This window comes from Nakamurella sp. GG22 (assembly GCF_052976845.2).
The window spans coordinates 180,569-199,513 of record NZ_JBRIIO020000005.1; the positions used below are offsets into that span (position 1 = coordinate 180,569).

General features: G+C 68.4%; 19 protein-coding genes and 1 pseudogene. 8 read left to right on the forward strand and 12 right to left on the reverse strand.

Features of this window, described 5'->3' with window-relative positions; all coding sequences use genetic code 11:
- Positions 1 to 164 precede the first annotated feature (164 nt).
- The 3 genes from katG to ACVBEQ_RS08180 form a co-directional block, all read right to left on the reverse strand.
- Complete coding sequence (katG, locus tag ACVBEQ_RS08170; protein ID WP_447152816.1) at positions 165 to 2,441, reverse strand: catalase/peroxidase HPI; 2,277 nt, start codon at positions 2,439 to 2,441, stop codon at positions 165 to 167.
- Positions 2,438 to 2,893: a Fur family transcriptional regulator gene (locus ACVBEQ_RS08175; protein WP_447152817.1), complete on the reverse strand. Its 456-nt coding sequence runs from the start codon at positions 2,891 to 2,893 to the stop codon at positions 2,438 to 2,440. Before ACVBEQ_RS08175 ends, katG begins: the two co-directional genes overlap by 4 nt.
- Positions 2,894 to 2,966: 73 nt before the next feature.
- Positions 2,967 to 4,169 (reverse strand): ROK family protein, encoded by a 1,203-nt coding sequence (locus tag ACVBEQ_RS08180; protein WP_447152818.1) that lies wholly within the window; start codon positions 4,167 to 4,169, stop codon positions 2,967 to 2,969.
- A gap of 19 nt (positions 4,170 to 4,188) precedes the next feature.
- Here ACVBEQ_RS08180 and ACVBEQ_RS08185 point away from each other — a divergent pair, with 19 nt between their 5' ends.
- Positions 4,189 to 5,403 carry an MFS transporter gene (locus ACVBEQ_RS08185; protein WP_447152819.1) on the forward strand — a complete coding sequence of 405 codons (1,215 nt, stop codon included), beginning with the start codon at positions 4,189 to 4,191 and terminating at the stop codon, positions 5,401 to 5,403.
- 51 nt (positions 5,404 to 5,454) lie between these two features.
- Here the strand turns inward: ACVBEQ_RS08185 and ACVBEQ_RS08190 are convergent, their stop codons facing one another.
- Together ACVBEQ_RS08190 and ACVBEQ_RS08195 are read right to left on the reverse strand one after the other, a co-directional pair.
- Complete coding sequence (locus tag ACVBEQ_RS08190) at positions 5,455 to 6,246, reverse strand: hypothetical protein (RefSeq protein ID WP_447152820.1); 792 nt, start codon at positions 6,244 to 6,246, stop codon at positions 5,455 to 5,457.
- Positions 6,243 to 7,163 (reverse strand): tail fiber domain-containing protein, encoded by a 921-nt coding sequence (locus ACVBEQ_RS08195; protein WP_447152821.1) that lies wholly within the window; start codon positions 7,161 to 7,163, stop codon positions 6,243 to 6,245. Before ACVBEQ_RS08195 ends, ACVBEQ_RS08190 begins: the two co-directional genes overlap by 4 nt.
- A 294-nt stretch (positions 7,164 to 7,457) precedes the next feature.
- On the opposite strand from ACVBEQ_RS08195, the gene ACVBEQ_RS08200 reads away from it, so the two are divergent.
- Entirely contained in the window at positions 7,458 to 7,874 is a 417-nt protein-coding gene (locus ACVBEQ_RS08200) for a hypothetical protein (protein ID WP_447152822.1), read from the forward strand.
- A 77-nt stretch (positions 7,875 to 7,951) separates the two neighbouring features.
- Positions 7,952 to 8,446 (forward strand): nitroreductase/quinone reductase family protein, encoded by a 495-nt coding sequence (locus ACVBEQ_RS08205; RefSeq protein ID WP_447152823.1) that lies wholly within the window; start codon positions 7,952 to 7,954, stop codon positions 8,444 to 8,446.
- Between the two features lie 21 nt (positions 8,447 to 8,467).
- On the opposite strand, the gene ACVBEQ_RS08210 is transcribed toward ACVBEQ_RS08205, so the two are convergent.
- Entirely contained in the window at positions 8,468 to 9,436 is a 969-nt protein-coding gene (locus tag ACVBEQ_RS08210) for a hypothetical protein (RefSeq protein WP_447152824.1), read from the reverse strand.
- Positions 9,437 to 9,539: 103 nt separating this feature from the next.
- Here ACVBEQ_RS08210 and ACVBEQ_RS08215 point away from each other — a divergent pair, with 103 nt between their 5' ends.
- Complete coding sequence (locus tag ACVBEQ_RS08215) at positions 9,540 to 10,361, forward strand: dimethylarginine dimethylaminohydrolase family protein (RefSeq protein WP_447152889.1); 822 nt, start codon at positions 9,540 to 9,542, stop codon at positions 10,359 to 10,361.
- Here the strand turns inward: ACVBEQ_RS08215 and ACVBEQ_RS08220 are convergent.
- Positions 10,348 to 11,226: an NmrA family NAD(P)-binding protein gene (locus tag ACVBEQ_RS08220; RefSeq protein ID WP_447152825.1), complete on the reverse strand. Its 879-nt coding sequence runs from the start codon at positions 11,224 to 11,226 to the stop codon at positions 10,348 to 10,350. The genes ACVBEQ_RS08215 and ACVBEQ_RS08220 overlap by 14 nt on opposite strands.
- Before the next feature lie 98 nt (positions 11,227 to 11,324).
- On the opposite strand from ACVBEQ_RS08220, the gene ACVBEQ_RS08225 reads away from it, so the two are divergent.
- Both ACVBEQ_RS08225 and ACVBEQ_RS08230 read left to right on the forward strand, forming a co-directional pair.
- Complete coding sequence (locus tag ACVBEQ_RS08225) at positions 11,325 to 11,945, forward strand: DJ-1/PfpI family protein (protein ID WP_447152826.1); 621 nt, start codon at positions 11,325 to 11,327, stop codon at positions 11,943 to 11,945.
- A 56-nt stretch (positions 11,946 to 12,001) separates the two neighbouring features.
- Positions 12,002 to 12,448, forward strand: coding sequence for a MarR family winged helix-turn-helix transcriptional regulator (locus tag ACVBEQ_RS08230; protein WP_447152890.1), 447 nt, complete (start codon positions 12,002 to 12,004; stop codon positions 12,446 to 12,448).
- On the opposite strand, the gene ACVBEQ_RS08235 is transcribed toward ACVBEQ_RS08230, so the two are convergent.
- The 3 genes and pseudogenes from ACVBEQ_RS08235 to ACVBEQ_RS08245 form a co-directional block, all read right to left on the reverse strand.
- Positions 12,417 to 13,322, reverse strand: a complete 906-nt coding sequence (locus ACVBEQ_RS08235; protein WP_447152827.1) for an aminoglycoside phosphotransferase family protein — start codon at positions 13,320 to 13,322, stop codon at positions 12,417 to 12,419. The two genes, ACVBEQ_RS08230 and ACVBEQ_RS08235, sit on opposite strands and share 32 nt — an antisense overlap.
- Positions 13,323 to 13,376: 54 nt before the next feature.
- Complete coding sequence (locus ACVBEQ_RS08240) at positions 13,377 to 14,456, reverse strand: NADH:flavin oxidoreductase/NADH oxidase (protein ID WP_447152828.1); 1,080 nt, start codon at positions 14,454 to 14,456, stop codon at positions 13,377 to 13,379.
- Between the two features lie 81 nt (positions 14,457 to 14,537).
- A pseudogene (locus ACVBEQ_RS08245) lies at positions 14,538 to 14,873 on the reverse strand (amidohydrolase family protein); the annotation flags it as partial.
- Between ACVBEQ_RS08245 and ACVBEQ_RS08250 the strand changes: the two are divergent.
- Positions 14,812 to 15,717 carry a PucR family transcriptional regulator gene (locus ACVBEQ_RS08250; protein WP_447152829.1) on the forward strand — a complete coding sequence of 302 codons (906 nt, stop codon included), beginning with the start codon at positions 14,812 to 14,814 and terminating at the stop codon, positions 15,715 to 15,717. The pseudogene ACVBEQ_RS08245 and the gene ACVBEQ_RS08250 sit on opposite strands and share 62 nt — an antisense overlap.
- A 95-nt stretch (positions 15,718 to 15,812) precedes the next feature.
- Here ACVBEQ_RS08250 and ACVBEQ_RS08255 read toward each other — a convergent pair whose 3' ends face one another.
- A complete protein-coding gene (locus ACVBEQ_RS08255; protein ID WP_447152830.1) occupies positions 15,813 to 16,673 on the reverse strand; it encodes a DMT family transporter in 861 nt (286 codons plus the stop codon).
- A gap of 225 nt (positions 16,674 to 16,898) precedes the next feature.
- Here ACVBEQ_RS08255 and pdxR point away from each other — a divergent pair, with 225 nt between their 5' ends.
- Positions 16,899 to 18,320 carry a MocR-like pyridoxine biosynthesis transcription factor PdxR gene (pdxR, locus tag ACVBEQ_RS08260; RefSeq protein ID WP_447152831.1) on the forward strand — a complete coding sequence of 474 codons (1,422 nt, stop codon included), beginning with the start codon at positions 16,899 to 16,901 and terminating at the stop codon, positions 18,318 to 18,320.
- On the opposite strand, the gene ACVBEQ_RS08265 is transcribed toward pdxR, so the two are convergent.
- On the reverse strand, positions 18,292 to 18,906 hold the full coding sequence (locus ACVBEQ_RS08265) for a hypothetical protein (RefSeq protein WP_447152832.1): 615 nt from the start codon (positions 18,904 to 18,906) through the stop codon (positions 18,292 to 18,294). The genes pdxR and ACVBEQ_RS08265 overlap by 29 nt on opposite strands.
- Positions 18,907 to 18,945 lie beyond the last annotated feature (39 nt).

The window sequence follows — 18,945 nt, forward strand, 5'->3', positions numbered from 1 at the left end:
TTTGGGGGAGTCAGTAGAGCTTGTCCCGATCAGTGTGCCCTGCTGTCGTTGGTAAGTACCCGCCGCCGCGATGCTCCGGCCGGACCGGAGCATCGCGAGCGCCGAGATACTGTTTGCACTGATTTTGCGGTGCACCGTTTCGCGGTGCACTGTTTCGAGCGAGGTCAGCGCAGATCGAAACGGTCCAGTTCCATGACCTTCGTCCACGCCGCCACGAAGTCGGCCACGAACTTCTGGTCGGCGTCCTGGCTGGCGTACACCTCCGCGAGGGCCCGCAGCTGGGAGTTGGAACCGAAGACGAGGTCGACCGCGGTGGCGGTCCATTTCACCTCGTCGGTGCTGACATCGCGGATTTCGTAGACGTTCTCGTCGGACTCGGACGCCTTCCACCTGGTGCCGGGGGAGAGGAGGTTGGCGAAGAAGTCGTTGCTGAGCACGCCCGGCCGGTCGGTCAGAACCCCGTGCGGGGAACCGCCGACGTTGTTGCCGAGCGCGCGCAGGCCACCGACCAGGACCGTCATCTCGGGGGCGGTCAGGTTCAACATGTAGGCGCGGTCGACGAGAAGGGTTTCCGGCTGGAGCTTCTCGCCGGCGGGCAGGAAGTTGCGGAACCCGTCCGCACGCGGTTCGAGCACCGCGAACGACTCGACGTCGGTCTGCTCCTGGGTGGCGTCCGTGCGACCCGGGTGGAACGGCACGGTGGTATCCACGCCGGCCGCCTTCGCCGCATTCTCCACGGCCGCCGAACCGGCCAGCACGATCAGGTCTGCCAGCGAGATCTTCGCGCCGCCCGCCTGGTTGAACTCACTCCGGATGCTCTCGAGGCTCTCCAGGACTGCTGTGAGCTGGTCGGGCTGGTTGATCTCCCAGCTGCGCTGCGGCTCCAGCCGGATCCTGGCACCGTTGGCACCGCCGCGCTTGTCGGTGGACCGGAAGCTGGCAGCGGAGGCCCACGCAGTCGAGACCAATTGTGCGGTCGTGAGTCCCGACTCCAGCACCTTCGCCTTGAGTGCGGCGACATCGGCGTCGCTCACCAGTGGGTGATCGACGGCCGGCACCGGGTCCTGCCACAGCTGAGGCTCGGCGACCCACGGCCCCAGGAAGCGGGTGACCGGACCCATGTCGCGGTGCAGCAGCTTGTACCAGGCCTTGGCGAAGGCCAGCGCGAACTGATCCGGGTTCTCCATGAAGCGGCGGGAGATGGGCTCGTACACCGGGTCGAAACGCAGCGACAGATCCGTGGTGAGCATCGTCGGCTTGTGCTTCCTGGCCGGGTCGTACGCGTCCGGGATGATCGCCTCGGCGTCCTTGGCGACCCACTGTTTGGCGCCGCCCGGGCTCGTGGTCAGCTCCCACTCGTAGCCGAAGAGGATCTCGAAGAAACGGTTGCTCCACTGCGTCGGCTTGTCGGTCCAGGTGACCTCGAGCCCGCTGGTGATGGTGTCCGAACCCTTGCCGCTGCCATTGGTGCTGAGCCAGCCGAGACCCTGGGTCTCCAACGGAGCACCCTCGGGCTCCGGACCGATGTGGTCATCGGCGGGCGCTGCGCCGTGCGTCTTGCCGAAGGTGTGGCCGCCGGCGATGAGGGCGACCGTCTCCTCGTCGTTCATTGCCATCCGGCCGAATGTCTCCCGGATGAAGTGCGCCGCTGCCCGGAAGTCCCCGCTGCCGCGGGGCCCTTCGGGGTTGACGTAGATGAGTCCCATCTCCGTCGCACCGACGCCCTCGGCCATCGAGTTGTCGGAGACATACCGCTCGTCACCGAGCCAGGCGTCCTCCGGACCCCAGAAGATCTCCTCGGGTTCCCAGACGTCGACCCGGCCGAAGCCGAAGCCGAAGGTCTTGAAGCCCATCGACTCCAGAGCGACGTTGCCGGCGAGCACCAGCAGGTCGGCCCACGAGATCCGCTGACCGTACTTCTGTTTCACCGGCCACATCAGTCGGCGGGCCTTGTCGAGGTTGGCGTTGTCCGGCCAGCTGTTCAGGGGTGCGAAGCGTTGGCCGCCGTCACCGGCGCCGCCGCGACCGTCGCCGATGCGGTAGGTGCCCGCGGCATGCCAGCTCATCCGGATCATCAAACCGCCGTAGTGGCCGAAGTCGGCCGGCCACCAGTCCTGGGAGGTGGTGAGCACCTCGGTGATGTCCCGCTTGAGCTCTTCGACGTCGAGCTTCTCGAATTCCTTGGCGTAGCTGAAGCTTTCGCCGAGCGGGTTGCTCTTCGATGAGTGGGCGTGCAACACCGAGAGGTCGAGCTGGTTGGGCCACCAGTCCCGGTTGCTGTGGGGGCGACCACCGGTCTTCGGTGTCGGCGAGTCGATCGCCGGGTTCTCACTCTCACTTCCGTGCGCCGTCGCCGAGTCGTGTGCGACCGGGCAGCCGGCCGCGGTCATCTCGTCGACGCCCTGAGCACTGGCCGATACGTCGTTGTGGGGGTCACTCATAGATTTCCTTCCGAACGGGCGGATTGTCGGGAATTGCCGGTGGTCACGCAGTTGGTGCAGGTGCCCCAGTAGACGATCTCCACCTCGTCGACCAGGTAACCGTGGTCGTGCGAGGCGGTGAGGCAGGGGGCATGGCCGACGGCGCACTCGACGTCGGCGATCGCACCGCAGGAGCGGCACACGAGATGGTGATGGTTGTCTCCCACCCGCGACTCGTAGCGAGCGGTCGCACCGGCCGGCTCGATGCGCCGCACGAGACGGGCCTCGGTGAGCGCATGCAACACGTCGTAGACCGCCTGCCGGGAAACCGTGGGGAGATCGGCCCGGACGAGCGAGAACACCGTGTCGGTATCGATGTGCGGGTGATCGCGCAACGCCGCGAGCACAGCCAACCGGGGCCGGGTGACGCGCAAAGTGGCTCCGCGCAGCTGAGCCTCGAAATCCGACGTCACGCCGAGGAACATAGTCGACTTTTCTGGAACTGATCAAATCTTGGACATCGGCGACGACGGCGTGCCGGTGGATTCACACCAGCAGGCGAGGGTCGTCCAGAAGGGGCTGCAAGGCGATTTCACCGGCGCCAACGAGCGCTGCTGCAGCGATATCGGCGGTCCGTAGCTCGATCCGTGCGGCCTTACCCAGAAAGGAGTGCCTGTTGATGCCCGAACGCAGCTGATCCTCTTCGGCCCTGAGGATCTCGGCGTGCAGGCCGCCCAGGACAATCCGGTCCGGATCCAGAATGTTGATCAGCGAGGCCAGTCCGCGCGCCAGTCGTCCGGTGATGAGGTCGACGGCCGCGCGCGCCTGCGCATCGATCGAGCGCCGGCCGATCACCAGTCGCGCAGCCTCGAGGGTCGGTGCAGAGCTGCGGATTCCGGCGGCGGCCAGGAGCGCGACGGGGTCTGCTTCGACCTCGAGGCATCCACGGTTTCCGCACCGGCAGGGTCGATCGCCCGGTGGAACCGGGGTGTGTCCGACCTCGAGGGCGTAGCCCGTGCTTCCCAGATGGAGCCGGCCATCGATGACCAGGCCACCGCCGACCCCGATCTGCGCCGTCATCGCGTACAACATCTGCGCCGCTCCCTGGCCGGCGCCGTGCCGGGATTCCGCGAGAGCTGCCAGGTTGGCGTCGTTGCCGATGTGGACGCCGACATCGCGGTGACCGGCGCCGGCGAGCAGTCCGGTGAGCATCCGCCGGGCGGGCACCGACCGTGGCCATCCGAGGTGGTGCGCGGCGAGCGCCGTCCCGTCGGAACCGACCGCGGACGGCAGGGCCAGCCCGACGGCGAACGGCGGGCGGTTCGTGGTGGCCAGCCGCGCCGACACGAGTTCGGCGACCAGGGCGAGGACGGCCTGCGGGGTGGTGGGTTCAGGCAGCGGGATCTCGTCGATCGTGCCGAGTGTCCCGCCCAGGCGCACCGGTGCGATCAGGACCGATGTCGCCTGTACCTGCACTGCGAGAACTGTTGGGGCATCGGGATGTATCTCGATGGTGTGCGATGGGCGGCCGGTCGTTGGGCCACCGGCGTCCGCGCGAGTCGTCGACGCGGTCCGGATCAGAGACAGGTTCTCCAATTCGCGCAGGACCAGACCGGTGGCGGTACGGGTCAGCCCCAGCCGTTCGGTCAGATCGCTGCGAAGCGCCACCCGACGCGTGTGCGCAAGGGTCAGCGCCCTGGACAGCGAGGTGGCAGCCCTGGTCGGCGACATCTCGGGCGCGGCCGTCACAGGTCTATGGTATCTCTTTGTGAAGCGACTGGACAAAGCAGCGACCGGTGCTGCGCCGACTGCCCTCCTGGTCCGCGACCGACTGACCGTGGTGCTCTATGCCGCGCTGGGCATGCTGGGTTTCCTGCTCAACGGCATCGGCGCCATCCTCGCCCCGCTGCAGGACCAACTCGGCGTGACCCGTGCTGAGGTTGCCTTTTACCCCAGCCTTTTCGCGGTCGCGCTGATCATCACCGGGGTGTTCGGCGGTCCGTTCGTGCGGCGGGTCGGCCACCGGTTCGGACTTGTCGCGGCCATCACCGGGCAGATCGCCGGCGCCCTGCTGCTGGCGTCGTCGGTCCGGGTTCTGACGCTGATCGGCGCAGCGCTGCTCGGGTTGGCGTCGGCCCTGGTGATTCAACTCGTCCCGGCGGCGCTCGGCGCCCGCCATCCGCGCTTCACCACGGCCGTCCTGGGCGAGGCCAACGCTGTCAGCAGTTTCGCGAGCCTGCTTGCGCCCGCCGCCGTCGCCGGTGCGATCGGTCTCGGCGTCGGATGGGCAGCCGGGTACCTCTTGCCTGTGCTACCGGTGGCCGTCGCCCTTCTCATCCTGTTGCTGCTGCAACGCCGGGATTGGGAACAGACAGCGGACGCTGTCGGCGCGCAGTCAGAGCCGACGCCGGGACCCGGACTGGAGGCCGGCCGGCTCCTTCCGCGGTGGATCGTGTTGGTGCTCGCCATCAGTGTGGAGTTCTGTCTGGTCTTCTGGGCCGCTGACGCGTTCGCCGAATGGCACGGCGTTGGACCGGCGGCAGCACCGGTGCTCGCCGCAATGTTCCTGCTCGGCATGGCAGTGGTCCGCTCGGCGTCATCCCGGCTCACCGCGGGGCGGCATCCGCTGGTCGTCATCCTGTCGGCGTCCGGTGTCGCGATGATCGGATTCGCCGCGTTCTGGGCCTTTCCGAGCGCCATCGGAGCGGCGATCGGCTTGCTGATCGCCGGCGGCGGCGTCGCACTGCTGTACCCGGCGGCGCTGGCGCGATTGGTCGCCGCGTGGCCGCACGACCGGGACCGTGCAGCGGCCCGCGGTGCTCTGGCGTCCGGTATTGCAATCGGCGGAGCTCCGTTCCTGCTGGCCGCACTCTCCGACGCCTTCGGGTTGCGCGCGGCGTACCTCATCGTCCCCGGGTTGCTGATGACGCTGGCCGCGCTGACCGTGGTCAGCATGAGAACCCGGACGCGCCCAGGCGTCTGAATCCGAGCGCTCTGCCGCTGCGAGCTCACCCTCCCGCCGCGGCAGATCGGGTCAACTCGCCGTGACTGTGGCGGTGTTGCTCCAGAGAGTCCCTGTCAGGTCCGACCTGTCATCCCTTTCGTCGTTGGCCGAAAAGCTCAACGTGGTCCCGGGAGCGCAGGCGAAGTTGATCTCGTGGGAGAGCTGACCCGAAGAATCGGAGGTGCTGTCGAAGAACACATTCACCAGATTCGCAGTGTTCACGACACGGATGTGCACAACGTGGCTGGGAACGAACTTGCTGCCCGTGACGGTGAAGGAGGCTTGCCCGGCCGGGCCCCGGTAATCGACCGAGATCACCGGCGGGAGTGGCGGAAGTGGAATCGGTACCGGAGGTGGTGGCGGCGTCGGGACGTTTCTGACGGCGACCGTGGCGGTGCGCACGACCCTCGAATAACCGGTGCTGCCGACACCCTGGGCGGCGGCTTCGATGACGTAACTGCCCCCTTCGGTGAACCGGTGATCAAAACCCGACAGCGACGGGGCGTTGCGTATCACCTGGCCGCCTTTGAGGACCCGGAAAGTGAAGTCCGGTGGATTGCTGAGCACCCCGCGAATGCGCTGGCCGACAAATGGCCCGTATCCCGTCGAAGTTTGCAGCGGCGCGGTACCACTCGTCGGCGTGACGTCCAGGGAGAAGTCGAACGGCGCGGGAAATGCCTCGAAACCGCTGATCAACGAGCGGAGCGACGGCAGTTCGCTGACCTGGTCGTCAGGGGGAGAAAGGTGCTGACGAAGGCTCACCATACTGACCGACGGGAACGGGTAGCCGACAAAACCTGCGAACTGGCGGATCGACCTCATGTGGTGGTCTCCGAGTGCCGGGTGATGGAGCCCACCTGATCAGTCAGGCCGTCGATCAGCGCTTGCTGTTCCTTGACCACCTTGGTGAGCACGGCCACGATGTCCATAGGGGACAACCGATCGCGCTGTTGGTGCGATACCAGCTCGGGCGCATCCTCGGCGATGAATCCGACATTGCGGTGTCGACTGGAGTCCGCCTTGTACCGGAAGGTGACCGGGTTCAGGTCCCGGAGTGCGTCCATCGCCTGCTCGCCGGAGAGCTCCGTGACGTCGTCCTTGAGGGTCGCCGAGGAAGCCTGGCTGATCGTGCCGCCCACCTTGACGTTTCCGTGCACGTCCAGACTTCCGTCGACGCTGAGATTGTCGTTGAAATGGCTCTGGCCCTGAGCATTGAAGCCGCCGGTGACACGCGCGTGGGTGAAGATCGTCACCCCGGTCGAGTTCTTCACGCCGATTGCCAGTCGTTCGGTGACCTTCCCGTTGGAGAGCGGCCCCGTGAATTCGAGCCAGGCGCCGTCGTTGTCGCAATACCAGATCGCATTGCCTTTCGCCGGCCCCTGGCGGTTGAAGAATTGAAAGCCGGCTTCGGGCCCACCGGTCGAGACCAGGCCCTCCTTGCTGAAGGTGGCGACGTCCTCGCCCCGAGAGTCGGCGAACAATCGCGCGTTTCCCGCATGGGAATAGAGGACCCAGCGCTGCTCGCCAGGCTTGGTTCGGTCCCTGAATGCATAGCCCGCCAGCGGACCGGTGTTCTGCACTTCGGCGTCGGCGAGGTCGATGGTGTTCTCGTTCAGACGGATGTCACTGGGCATCGCGGCGTTTCCCCTGTCGATTGAGTGCGGCCGAGGGGCCGCTCCGGTGTGCCGGCAGGTTGCGGGCACCACACGACTGTGCAATCCCGGTGCACGGCGGCGCATGGGCAGGACGTGCCCATTTCAGGGGTGATCGCTGCGCAAACTTTCGCGCGGTATTGACGATGGCAGAGCCGCATTCGGGGCCGCCCGGTCCCCGATGAGGCCGCAGCGCCCTCTCGACGGCAGCACGATATCGAAGCTGCGGCCGCAGTAGGCCGACCCTTGGTGGCCGGCGCATGGCGCGCGCGGCCGATCAACGTCCCCTTGGAGTGACGTCCACGGTGCCGGTGCGAACCCGCGCCGGCCCGGCCCGCGTCATGTCGGTCGCCGGCGGCACTCATAACAGGTGCAGCACTCGTGACGGGGCGCGCAATCGAGGGTCCGTCGCTGCAGGTTCAGCCGTGGCCTTGGCGGAGGTGGTGGCCGTTCCGGTTCATCCGACCCTGTCCGCACAACCAGATCGGTGAGGTGATGATGACGCTGACCGAGATCGAGGATCGTTTCGAACAGATCAGCGAGCGGTGGCACTCGGACACCCGGTTCGAGAAGCAACGGGATCTGGCGGATCTGGATGACCTGTTGGCTGAACTCGACGACCTGGCCGCCGCTTCGGGAGCAGTCGCTCGAACCGTGGACGAATTGCGCGGGCGTATCGAGATCCTGATGGACGACGTCGACGCCTGCCTGGGCGGCGTGGCAGTGGTGATAGACCGCTCCGCCGGGATCAGTTCCCGGCGCAGAGCCGATTCCGGTGGGGCAACCGCCAGGTCGTGACTTCCTGCCCTGTCGCAGACTCCGACACGCGGACCACGATGGCATCGAGTCGGTTGCCTGTCCGAGGAGGTTGTGCGATGGACTCTCCCGTCCACCTGAGCTTCCACTGGCTGTATCCCGTCAAGCGCTGGATGTACCGCGGCGGGCACCCGAACTGGCTTGCACGGCAGATGAACCGCTTGGGCGCTCTGCAGTACTCGAAGGGGCTGTTGTCGCCGACGGAGGCCGTCACGCTGCACGTCCGCGGGCGAACCTCGGGAAAGACCATCACGTTCCCGCTCGTCCTGGTGGACCATGACGGCGAGCACTATCTGGTGTCGATGCTCGGCCCCGATGCCAACTGGGTTCGCAACGTCCACGCGGCAGGTGGCCGCGCGGTGCTGGAACGGGGTACGCCCAGGGACGTGCGCCTCGATGACGTGCCAGTCGATCTCCGCGGGCCCATCCTTCGCGATTACCTCGCGGTCGCTCCCGGGGCCCGGGCGCATCTGCCGATCGATCGACAGGCCCCGCTGTCCGATTTCGACCGGATCGCCGACCAGTTCCCCGTCTTCCTGGTTCGGGACCTGTAGGTCCCGAACCAGGAGAAGCCGTCAGCGCGTCGGCAGCGGCCGGTTCTCCAGACCTATCAGGCTGCCGTCGAGCATGACGTCGTCCTGCGCGGTGGCGATGCAGGTGATGTAGGTATCGCGGAGCACGCCGTCGGATGGTTCGACAACGCTGACCTTGTCACGGAAGTCGAGGATCTCGAAACGAATGGCGCCGTCGCGTGTGGGATCCTCCGAGCGCAGCAGGCGGCCGGCATAGGTCGCGCAGGACTGCTGCACCTCCGCGGCGGTGTACGCGGCGCTGCCCACCGCGGTCGTGCCGAGCAACTCGACCCCGTGTGGTTGTTCGCAACCCACCTGCTCGGAGTCGTCGAGCTGGTTGGTCAGCCAGCAGTTGCCGAAGTCGAAGGGCAGGACGCCGGAGTCCAGGACCCCTGCCAGCCTTCCGACATACGGCGTGCCGGTCGGCGCACCGATCACGCACGCAGACCAGTCCTGACCTACGAGGCGCTGGATGGCGGTGGGGCCGACCGGGGTGTTCTCGAAGTTGATCGCCGGAGTCCAGACGATGCTCGGCCGATTCGGCGAACCGTCGACGACCGGCGGGATCGATCCGGTGTAGGCGATGCTCTCCAATGCGCATTGCGACGAACTGGTCTGGTAGTCGATCATCGGTATCCGGTCCGGGGCGCCGGCGGCGAGATGAACCGACGACACCTCGCCCATGATGGGCCCGTCGCAGAACCCGAATACCGCGCTGGGGTAGTCGATGCCGTCTTCCCAGCCGGAGTCGGAACTGCCGTCATCCCACACGCCATTTCCGCGGTAGCTTCCGCCATCCAGCAATACCCGGATGTCGGGCACGGAAGTCACGCAGTCGCCGACCGCGGGCGGTCCGGCAATCACCACCGCCACGGCCTCGCCGGCGACGCGGCGCTGGGACCAGTTGGGCGCCACGACCGCGACCACCAGGACAGCGAGAACGACCACGCCACCCATCAGTCGTCTGTCCACCCCTCGACGGTAGTGCGCGGGAGGGCCGAGTGCCGACGCTGTTCCCGCACGGGGGTCGCCGCATGCGAACATGGCGCCACCTCTGAGCGACGTGGCGGTGCGGATGACGGGTGGCGCGGTGCGGGATCGATTGCTGCCGGACGCTCGGCAGGGGCGGGTGCTGGTCCGCCGGCCGGGCCCGCGACTGTCGGAAGGACTCCTCACCCACATCGACCGCTCACCGGTCGACCCGGACAAGGCGGCGCATCAGTGGGCCGGCTACGTCGCCGCCTTCGAGGCCAACGGCTGGCCGGCGATCGAGGTCGAGCCCGCCCCGGACTGCGCCGATGCGCCGTTCATCGAGGACACGATGGTGGTCAGCGGTGATTTCGTGGTGATCGCCCGGCCGGGAGCTGTTGCGCGGCAGGCGGAGACAGTAGGTGCGGGCGACGTTGTCCGCGCCCTCGGGATGGGCGCCGTCGAGATCATCGCGCCCGGGACGCTGGACGGCGGGGACGTCCTGAAACTCGGACTGACCTGGTTCGTCGGCGTCGGCGGGCGCACCAACGACGAGGGCTTGCGGCAGCTGATCCAGCTCACCGCCCCCCGCGGCATCACCGTGGTGCCGCTACCGATCTCCGGTGTGCTGCATCTGAAGTCGGCGATCACCGCACTGCCGGACGGAACCCTGCTGGCGAATGTGCCGGCCATCGGGCGACCGGACCTGTTACCGCCTCTGACACCGTCACCGGACCGCGGTCCGTGGCGGATGATCCTGCTCGGTGGTGACCGGGTGCTGCTCTCGACCAGCGCGCCGCGCACCGCGGAACTGCTCGTCGACCGCGGCTACACACCGATTGTGGTGGACATTTCCGAGTTCGAGAAGCTCGAGGCCAGCGTCACCTGTCTCAGCGTCCGCCTCAGGGGGAGCCTCACTGCCGGCTGAGGAGCGGTCGCAGCTGATCGAAAGCCCATCCACCCAACCGAGTCGGCGTCGACGTCCGAACGGTCCTTCGTTGTTCCGCGGTGAATCCGTCCCGCAGGCCCGTTGACATCGCGATCAGCGCGTCGATCGCCTTCGCGCCGAACCCGGCGCTCGACAGCATTCCGCGCATCTGCTCATCGGCGATCTGCTCCGCGCGCACGCTGATTCCGGTTGCGTCACTGATGATGTCCGCCACCTGGCGCCAGCTGAGATCCATCGGGCCGTGTACCGCCTGCACCTGTTGCCCCACGACGTCCCCGGCCAGCAGCCGGGTGACGGCGACCTCGGCGATGTCCCGCGGCGCAACCCAGGCGAGCGGATGGTCGACCGGCAGAACGATCGGGATGACGCCAGCACGGATGGCGTCAAGCTCGAAGAGCAGGTTGGTGAAGAAGTACCCGCACCGCAGATGCAGCACATTCCGCCCGGTCGCGTCGAGGAGTTCCTCCGTTCTCGCCAGGCCGTCGATCTCGCCCGCGCCCTGTCGCTTCTCGGCCCCGACGCTGCTCTGGAAGACCGTGCGCGGAATGGCATTGTGGGTCACCGCCCGGGCCACGTTCTGCCCCAGCTGGGTGTAGCCGGCGATCGGATCCTCCCGATCAACCTGCGGACTCACCCAGAACAGCCCGTCGACGCCCGCGGTCGCCTCGACGACCGCGTCACCGTCGCGCTGATCGACCTGCACGACGTCGGCCGCACTTCGCACATCGCCGTCCAATCGATCCGGATCACGAACCAGCAGCCTGGGGCGGAGCCCCGCCCGCAGGAGTAGGGCTGTGACATGCCGGCCGACGTTGCCGGTGGGTGTGGTGACCGCGATCAACATGGGGCCTCCTGTTACGAACGATGGGGACCACGGTAGGGACGAGCACCGACAGGACCGTCGGCCTTGACAGTCTGCTGTCAACACGACAGAATGCTGACATGACCTCATTCGTGTACCTCGCCGTCTACGACGGGCTGACCGACTGGGAGACCGGCCACGCGGTCGCCCACCTCAACGATCCGGAGCACCAACGTGTGCCCGGTCGCTACGCCGTCCGCACCGTCGCGGTGTCCGCCGCGCCGATCACCACCATGGGTGGCGTGCGGATACTTCCCGACGTCACCCTCGACGACCTCGATCCCGCCGCGAGCGCGATGCTGATCCTGCCCGGAGCACCCATCTGGGAGAGCGGCGGCAACGGCGAAATTGCCGCCGCCGCAACCGCTTTCGTCGAGGCGGGGGTCCCGGTGGCGGCGATCTGCGGAGCCACTCTCGGGTTGGCTCGAGAGGGCCTGCTCGACGACCGGCGACACACCAGCAACGGGGCCGACTATCTGGCGTCCAGCGGTTATGCCGGCGCCGCCCACTACCTCGACGAGCCCGCCGTCACGGACCGCGGGGTGATCACCGCCGGCGCGCTCTATCCGGTCCAGTTCGCCGCAGCGATCTTCGAGACCCTCGACGTCTACACGCCGGCGGTGCTGGAGGCCTGGACCGGGCTGTTCGGTACCGGCGATCCGTCGTGGTTCCCGCGGTTGATGCAGGCGGTATCGGCGTGACCATCAGGGTCACCGAGGCGGGCCCGGTCTCCGGCCGAACCGCGGCGGGCGACGCTCTGACGGAGATCGTGCTGGCCACCTTCGCGCTGAACGGGCGGTTTCTCGCGGCGGCGGAGGTGCTGTCCCGTCCCGCCGGTCTCACCGCGGCGCGCTGGCAGGTACTGGGGGCGGTGCTGCGTGAGCCGCTCACCGTGTCCGGCGTCGCCCGTGCCATGGGGCTGACCCGGCAGAGCGTGCAAAGGCTCGCCGATCTCCTGGTCGATCAGGGACTGGCCGAGTATCGGTCCAACCCGGCGCATCGGCGGGCCATGCTCCTGGCCGCCACCCCGGCCGGGCTGGCTGCGGTTCGCGTCATCCACGCCGACCAGGTTCAGTGGGCGGACCGGATCACCCGCGACATCGGCGCCGATGAGTTGGCGGGCATGCTCGCCACGATGGAACGTCTGCTGACGGCGCTGGACCGAGATCCGGTCATTGCCGGGGGTCGGCCAGCAACGCCGTGAGGACGCGTGACGCCTCGGCGGTGCCCATGTCATGGGTCGCTTGGGCGTGCCTGGTTCGGCCTTCGCGTTGGGTGATCAACGCCTTCCACAGCGCCCAGCCGCGTCCCCTGGCCCAGCGGGCGGCATCCGGTGCGAGGGTCGCGCGGAACAGTTCCCGGGCGTCGGCGTCCAGCAGTGTCCAGCCGATGACCAGATCGCAGGCAGGGTCGCCCACGCCGGCGCAGCCGAAGTCGATCACCGCGCCGAGGGTTCCGTTCCGGATCAGCAGGTTTCCCGGCGCGACGTCACCGTGGAACCACACCGGAGGGCCGTCGAACGGTGCGTCGAGGGCCGTCTGCCAGATCCGGGTGGCGACGACCGGATCGACCAGATCAGCGATAGCTTCGATGGATTCACGGGTCTCGGCGTCATACCAGGAGAGCGGGCCGCCGCGGTACCCGGTGTGCAGGCCGGGGCCGGGTCCGTCGGCGGGATCCACCCGGTAGAGCGCGAGGAGGAAGCGTGCCAATTCGACGCCGAGAGCGTTCAGATCGACGTCGGCGCCCTCCAGCACCGTGCGGCCCGCCAGCCACCGATAGACCGACCACGGAAAGGGATAGCCGGTCCCCGGCTCGCCGAGACCGATCGGCTCCGGGATCGGCACCGGAAGTTGCGGGGCCAGCGCCGGCAACCATCGCTGTTCCTTCGCGACCTGCACCGCGTAACCCTCGGCGCTGGGCAAGCGGACCAGCATGTCGTCGCCGAGCCGGAAGGTCCGGTGGTCCCAGCCGCCCGGTACCACCGGCTCGATACGAAGGTGCCCCCACTGCGGGAACTGGGCGCGGATCAGCGCACGCACCAGGTCGGTGTCGATGGTGACCGGCGCCGCAGACATGGCAGGCATCATGACTGCCGTCCGCGTCGCCGTGCCAGCCGATATCCGTCCGGATCAGCGCCAGGCGCCGCGGGTGTACTGCGCCGGGTAGGGGGCCTGCGCTGCCGGGATGCCCGATTCGTGTGCCGCGCGCAGCGGCCAGGCCGGTTCGCGCAGGCCGGCCCTGGCCAGCAGCACGAGGTCGGCCGACCCCTCGTCCAGGATCTGCTGCGCCTGCGCCGGCTCGCTGATCAGGCCGACAGCGCCGGTGGCGATACCCGCCTTCGTTCGCACATCACGGGCGAACGGCACCTGGTAACCGGGCTCGACGGTGATCTTCTGGCGCGGGTCCAGGCCGCCGGAGGAGACGTCGATCAGGTCGACGCCCTTGGCCGCCAGCACGGAGCCGAGTTCTGTGGTGTCCTGGATCGTCCATCCGCCGTCGACCCAGTCGGTCGCCGACAACCGCACGACCAGCGGTTTGTCGTCCGGCCAGTTCGCGCGGACAGCGTCCACCGCCTCCAGCAGGAAACGACAGCGGTTCTGAAAGCTCCCGCCGAAACCGTCCGTACGCCGGTTCGACAGCGGTGACAGGAATTGGTGAGCGAGATACCCGTGAGCCCCATGGATCTCGATGAGGTCGAACCCCGCGTCGACGGCGCGGCGGGCAGCGTCGCCGAAGGCGACAACGATGTCGGCGATCTGGTCGACGGTCAACTCGGCGGGCTCGGCGTAGTTGCCGAAGGCCACCGCCGATGGTGCGTGCGCCTGCCATCCTCCCTGGTCGGCAGGGACCGAACCCGTACCGCGCCAGGGCGCATACGTCGACGACTTGCGCCCGGCATGACCGAGTTGCACGCCGATCCTGGTGTCCTGTTCGTGCACGAAGTCGACGATCCGCCGCCAGGCCCTGACCTGCTCGTCGTTCCACAGTCCGGTGTCCTGCGGGCTGATCCGGCCGTCCGGGGTGACCGCCGTCGACTCGGTGATGATCAGCCCGAAACCGCCGACGGCACGGGACCCGAGGTGGACCAGATGCCAGTCGGTCGGCACGCCGTCCTCGTGTTCCACGCTGTACTGGCACATCGGGGAGAGCCAGATCCGGTTGCGGGCGGTGAGCCCGCGCAGCGTGATCGGATCGAACAGGGACGTCATGGGAATCAGTGCCTTTCGTGGCTATCGGTGCGGCTCAACGGCCAAGGAAAGCGCGGCCGTTGGCGCTCAGCGTGTGCGGTCGGGCGCGCTACCCTCACCATGCACGAAACAGATTCGCAGGAGCGGTAATTCCTCGATGACACCGCCGAGAAGTGTCGCGGCGACGGCGGTGGCGGTTTCCGTCGGGTTGCCGATCAGATTCGCCAGGTAGTGCTCGGACCACTCCGGTCGGGGCAGCTGCATGGGGTGGATCAGGACCGCGAGATCGAGAGCCGCTGCGGTCCCGACGATCTCCCTTAGCACTCCGCCGTCAACCGAGCGGCCGGCGACGAGCGGGGGGACCGCGACACCCGCGATGCCCGGTGTCGCCGCGAGCGCCGTCAGCTGGGCCCGGCTCGTGTCGGCGTCCTCAGTGCGGCGGACAGGGCCAGCTGGGCCGGCTCCCACTTGCGCAGCGCCGCCCGGATGTCACCGTCGGCCTGCTGCAGGGCGTCGTGCAGTGCCCAGACGTCGGCGGCGGCCTTGGCGGTGCCGAGCGGAAAGGCTGGGTCGCGACCTCTCCCTCCGCCATGTCGCGATCGTGGGATTGCCGACGGTGGTTGACGCACAACGGTTGTCGCACCTCGAACAACGCTCGCTGACCGCGGTGGCCGAGGTGGCCGCGAGGCGTCGCCCTCGCCCCCTGGTGGCGATGTACCGGGGGCTGCTGGTGACCCTCTGGCCGACCGGCGACACCGAGCCCGCCGGCGGACTGTTCGCCCGGCAATCGGGCGACATCGTCCGGCGCGCGATGAGGTCTGTCCCGGACGTGACCGGCGCGACGGTGGCCGTGTCCGCGGCCGGCCACCGCAACTACCCCGAGGCGTATCGGACTGCCCGCGGTGCGCTGGAGCTCGCCACCCGGTCCGGGCGAACCGACAGCACCGTCACGCTGGAGGATCTTGGCGTCGCAGGCCTGCTCCTGCAACTCGACGACGCCGACCAACTGCTCGAATTCGCCGACCGCACCCTGGCGGAGATCCGACGGCACGACGTACAGCGGGGCTCCGACCTGCTGCGCACGCTGCGGTGCTACCTGGACAACCGGCAGAGCAGGGCCGCCACTGCCCGTGCGCTCCATGTGCACCCCAACACCGTCACCCAACGGTTGCATCGGATCGAATCGCTGTCCGGTGTCGACCTCGGCAAGCCGGACACGATCGTCCGTATCCAGGCGGCGCTGACGCTGATCGACGTCGCACAGGTGGACCGGCAGCTCTAAACGCGGTTCCCACCGCGGCGTCACGGCGACCACCGCGCCGGCGATCCTCGGTCGGTGGCCGGCCGACGGTCTTCTCAGCAGGGACATCCGCCCGGTCAGGTGCCTCGATTCCCTGCTGGGACGTCACTCGACAGTCGGCCGGAGCGCCGAGTTCCCAGATACAGCCCGATGACGACAACCGCGATGCCGCACCACACCATCGGGCCGGGGGCGGGTGCCCCGAGTGCCAGTCCCACGAGCGCCGCCGCGACGGGGGCAACGCCGGTGAGCAGACCGGCACGTCCCGCCCCGAGCGCTCCCACGCTCGAATACCAGAGGACGAAGGCGATGGCGGTGACGCCGACCGCCAGATAACCGATCGCCAACCACTCCTGAGCGCGCAATTCAGTGATGGCGGTAGGACCTTCGGTGACGAGGCCGAGACATCCGAAGACCACCGCGGCCATCCAGGTCGCATGCACAGAGACGCCCCAGGCGCCGTGCCGGCCGAGCACCGGAACCGCGAGCAGGGTGAAACCGACCTCGCAACCCAGCACGGTCGCCGCCCAGACCAGGCCCACCGCATCGCTGCGTCCGACTCCGGTCACCAACGCCGCGCCGCAGGTGACGACCAACGCCGCAACCAGCAGCGCGGGTCGGGGGCGTCGGCCCTCGAGCAGCGGACCGGCAATGCCGAGGACCAATGGGACGCACGCGACAGCAACCCCCAGGACCGCCGGTTCGGCGTGCCGGGAGCCCTGTACGAGGGCGAGGTTGAAGACCACCAGTCCGGTGATCACCACTCCGAGCAGCCAGCACCACTCCCGGCCCTGCGGTCGCAGCACGCGGCGTCCGGCCACTCTCGCGATTGCCATCAGCAACAGGCACGCCGCGGCGTATCTGAGTGCCTGTGCGGTGAACATCGGCCCGCCCACGAGGACGGCGGAGATCGCGACGCTGCCGCCGACGAAGACCATCGCCGACGCTCCGGCCAGGACAGCTCCGGTCAGGACAGCCCCGGTCGGGACCGCGGGCCCGGTCTTCTGCGGTGCCGGGAGAGCTGGCGATGCGGAAGGAAACACAACGGGGGTGCCGACTGGATCGGCTGGAGAGGAATTGCGCACGCCTGCAAGACTGGGCGCGGATTGGTTCGATGAGAAGAACCACTTTGTGTCCGATGACATGGACCAATGAGGTGACCGATGAGCAACGCAGGGACGGACTTCCTGCAGTTACACCGGTCGGCGGCGCCCGTGCGGGGGCTGACCGACTGGCTGGTCAGGGAGCTGCGCTCGGCAGTGGCCGACGGGCGTCTGCCGGCGGGCACGGAACTCCCGCCGAGCCGGACGCTGTCCACCGACCTGGGTGTGTCGCGCGGTGTCGTCGTGCAGGCCTACCAGCGGCTGGTCGACGAGGGCTTGCTGCTGACCAGGACGGGATCGGGCACCACCGTGGCGTCGGTGGACAGGCAACCCACCGTTCCTCCTGGTGAGCAGGCTGCCGAGCCGCCCGACGTCAGCGTTGATCTGTCGCCCGGGCTGCCGGACCTCGCCGCTTTCCCGCGCGCCGCGTGGCTGCAGGCGGAACGTGCTGTCCTGCAATCGGTACGGACGTCGGACCTGGGTTACGGAGACCCCCGCGGCTCGGCTGCGCTGCGGGGTCAGCTCGCCGGATGGCTCGCCCGCACCAGGGGGCTTCGGGTCGAGCCCGGCCAGATCATCGTGGTCGCCGGAGTCGCCCAGGCGCTGGCACTTCTCGCGCAGACGCTGTACGGGCGCGGTGTCCGGCGGATCGCCGTCGAGGACCCGGGGTCTCGTGGGGCACGGGAGGAGATGGCGCATTGGGGCCTTGAGCCGGTGCCCGTGCGGGTCGACGAGCACGGGATGGACACGGCCGAGTTGAGCGACTCCGATCTGCGGGCCGCGCTGCTGACACCCGCCCACCAGTTCCCGATCGGGGCCGTGCTCGCGCCGGAGCGACGGCGCGAGGTCATCGCATGGGCCTGTGGCACCGACGGGCTGATCATCGAGGACGACTACGACGCCGAGCACCGGTACGACCGCGCCCCGGTCCCGGCCCTGCAGGCGTCGGCGCCCGAACACGTCGCACACACCGGCAGCACCTCGAAAACCCTGGCCCCGGGTCTTCGGCTGGGCTGGTTGGTGCCGCCCGCCCATCTCTACGACGACCTCGTCCGGGCCAGGTACAACAGCGACCTGGGCAGTCCTGCCATCGGTCAGCTGGTCCTGGCGGAGCTGATCTCCAGCGGTGCGTACGACCGGCACATCAGGGCGGTCCGGAGCCGGCAGCGTGTCCGCCGGGACGCGGTCGTGGAGGCACTGAGCCGGCACGTGCCGGATGCTCGGATCGAAGGTGTTGCCGCCGGTCTGCACGTCGTGGTGACCTTCCCTGCCGCGGTGGATCTGGACGACGCAGTGCTGGCCGAGAGATTGCGCGCCGCAGGCATTCTCGTGCAGCCGCTGTCCTGGCATCGGATCAAACCGGGACCGCCGGGGATCGTTGTGGGCTACGCGGCCCACCCACCCGACCGGCTGCGGCAGGCCGTGGAGGCCATGGCCGCGCCGATCAGGGAGCTCACCGCGCGCCGGACGGCGCGCTGTTAGCCGCTTCTCGTCGCCACCTGCGGTGCTGCACCAGCCTGACCGTCATCAGCCCGACGGCGCCGACCAGGAGCAGCCACGACGCCCAGCTGAGGGCCTGCTTGGCGAGGGAGGCAATTCCCATCAGCTCCGCGGCGGTGCCGGGGTCGGCCGGGTATACGGCCAGCGCAACCCAGGCCGCCGCGTTCTCCAAGTAGTCAAAGGCGCTTGCGATCAGGGGGGCCGCCGCAAGCGCGACGACCGGGCTGCCCGGTCGGCTCACCCGGGAGAGGGTCAGAGCGAGGGCGGAAGCAAGGAAGACGGCGAAGATTGCCGGGTAGAACAGATCGGCGATCTGCAGATTTTGATAGGCCTCCCGCCCCGCGGCACCACACCCGGCCAGGAAATCCCGCAGGTCGTCCGCGGAGCTGTAGAAGCGGACGTCCGGGGGCTCCTGTCCGCAGCGCGCCGTGACGTGGCCGATCGAGAAGGAAAGCGAGGACGCGAAGAGCGCCGCCGCCGAGACCAGGAACAGGGCGCCTGCGCCGATCAGCAATCTGACGTCGGCGAACCTGCGCATCAGGGACGACACAGCGATCACGGCACTCATGGGACCTCCTCGGTAGGGATGATAGTGTGAACAGTGTTC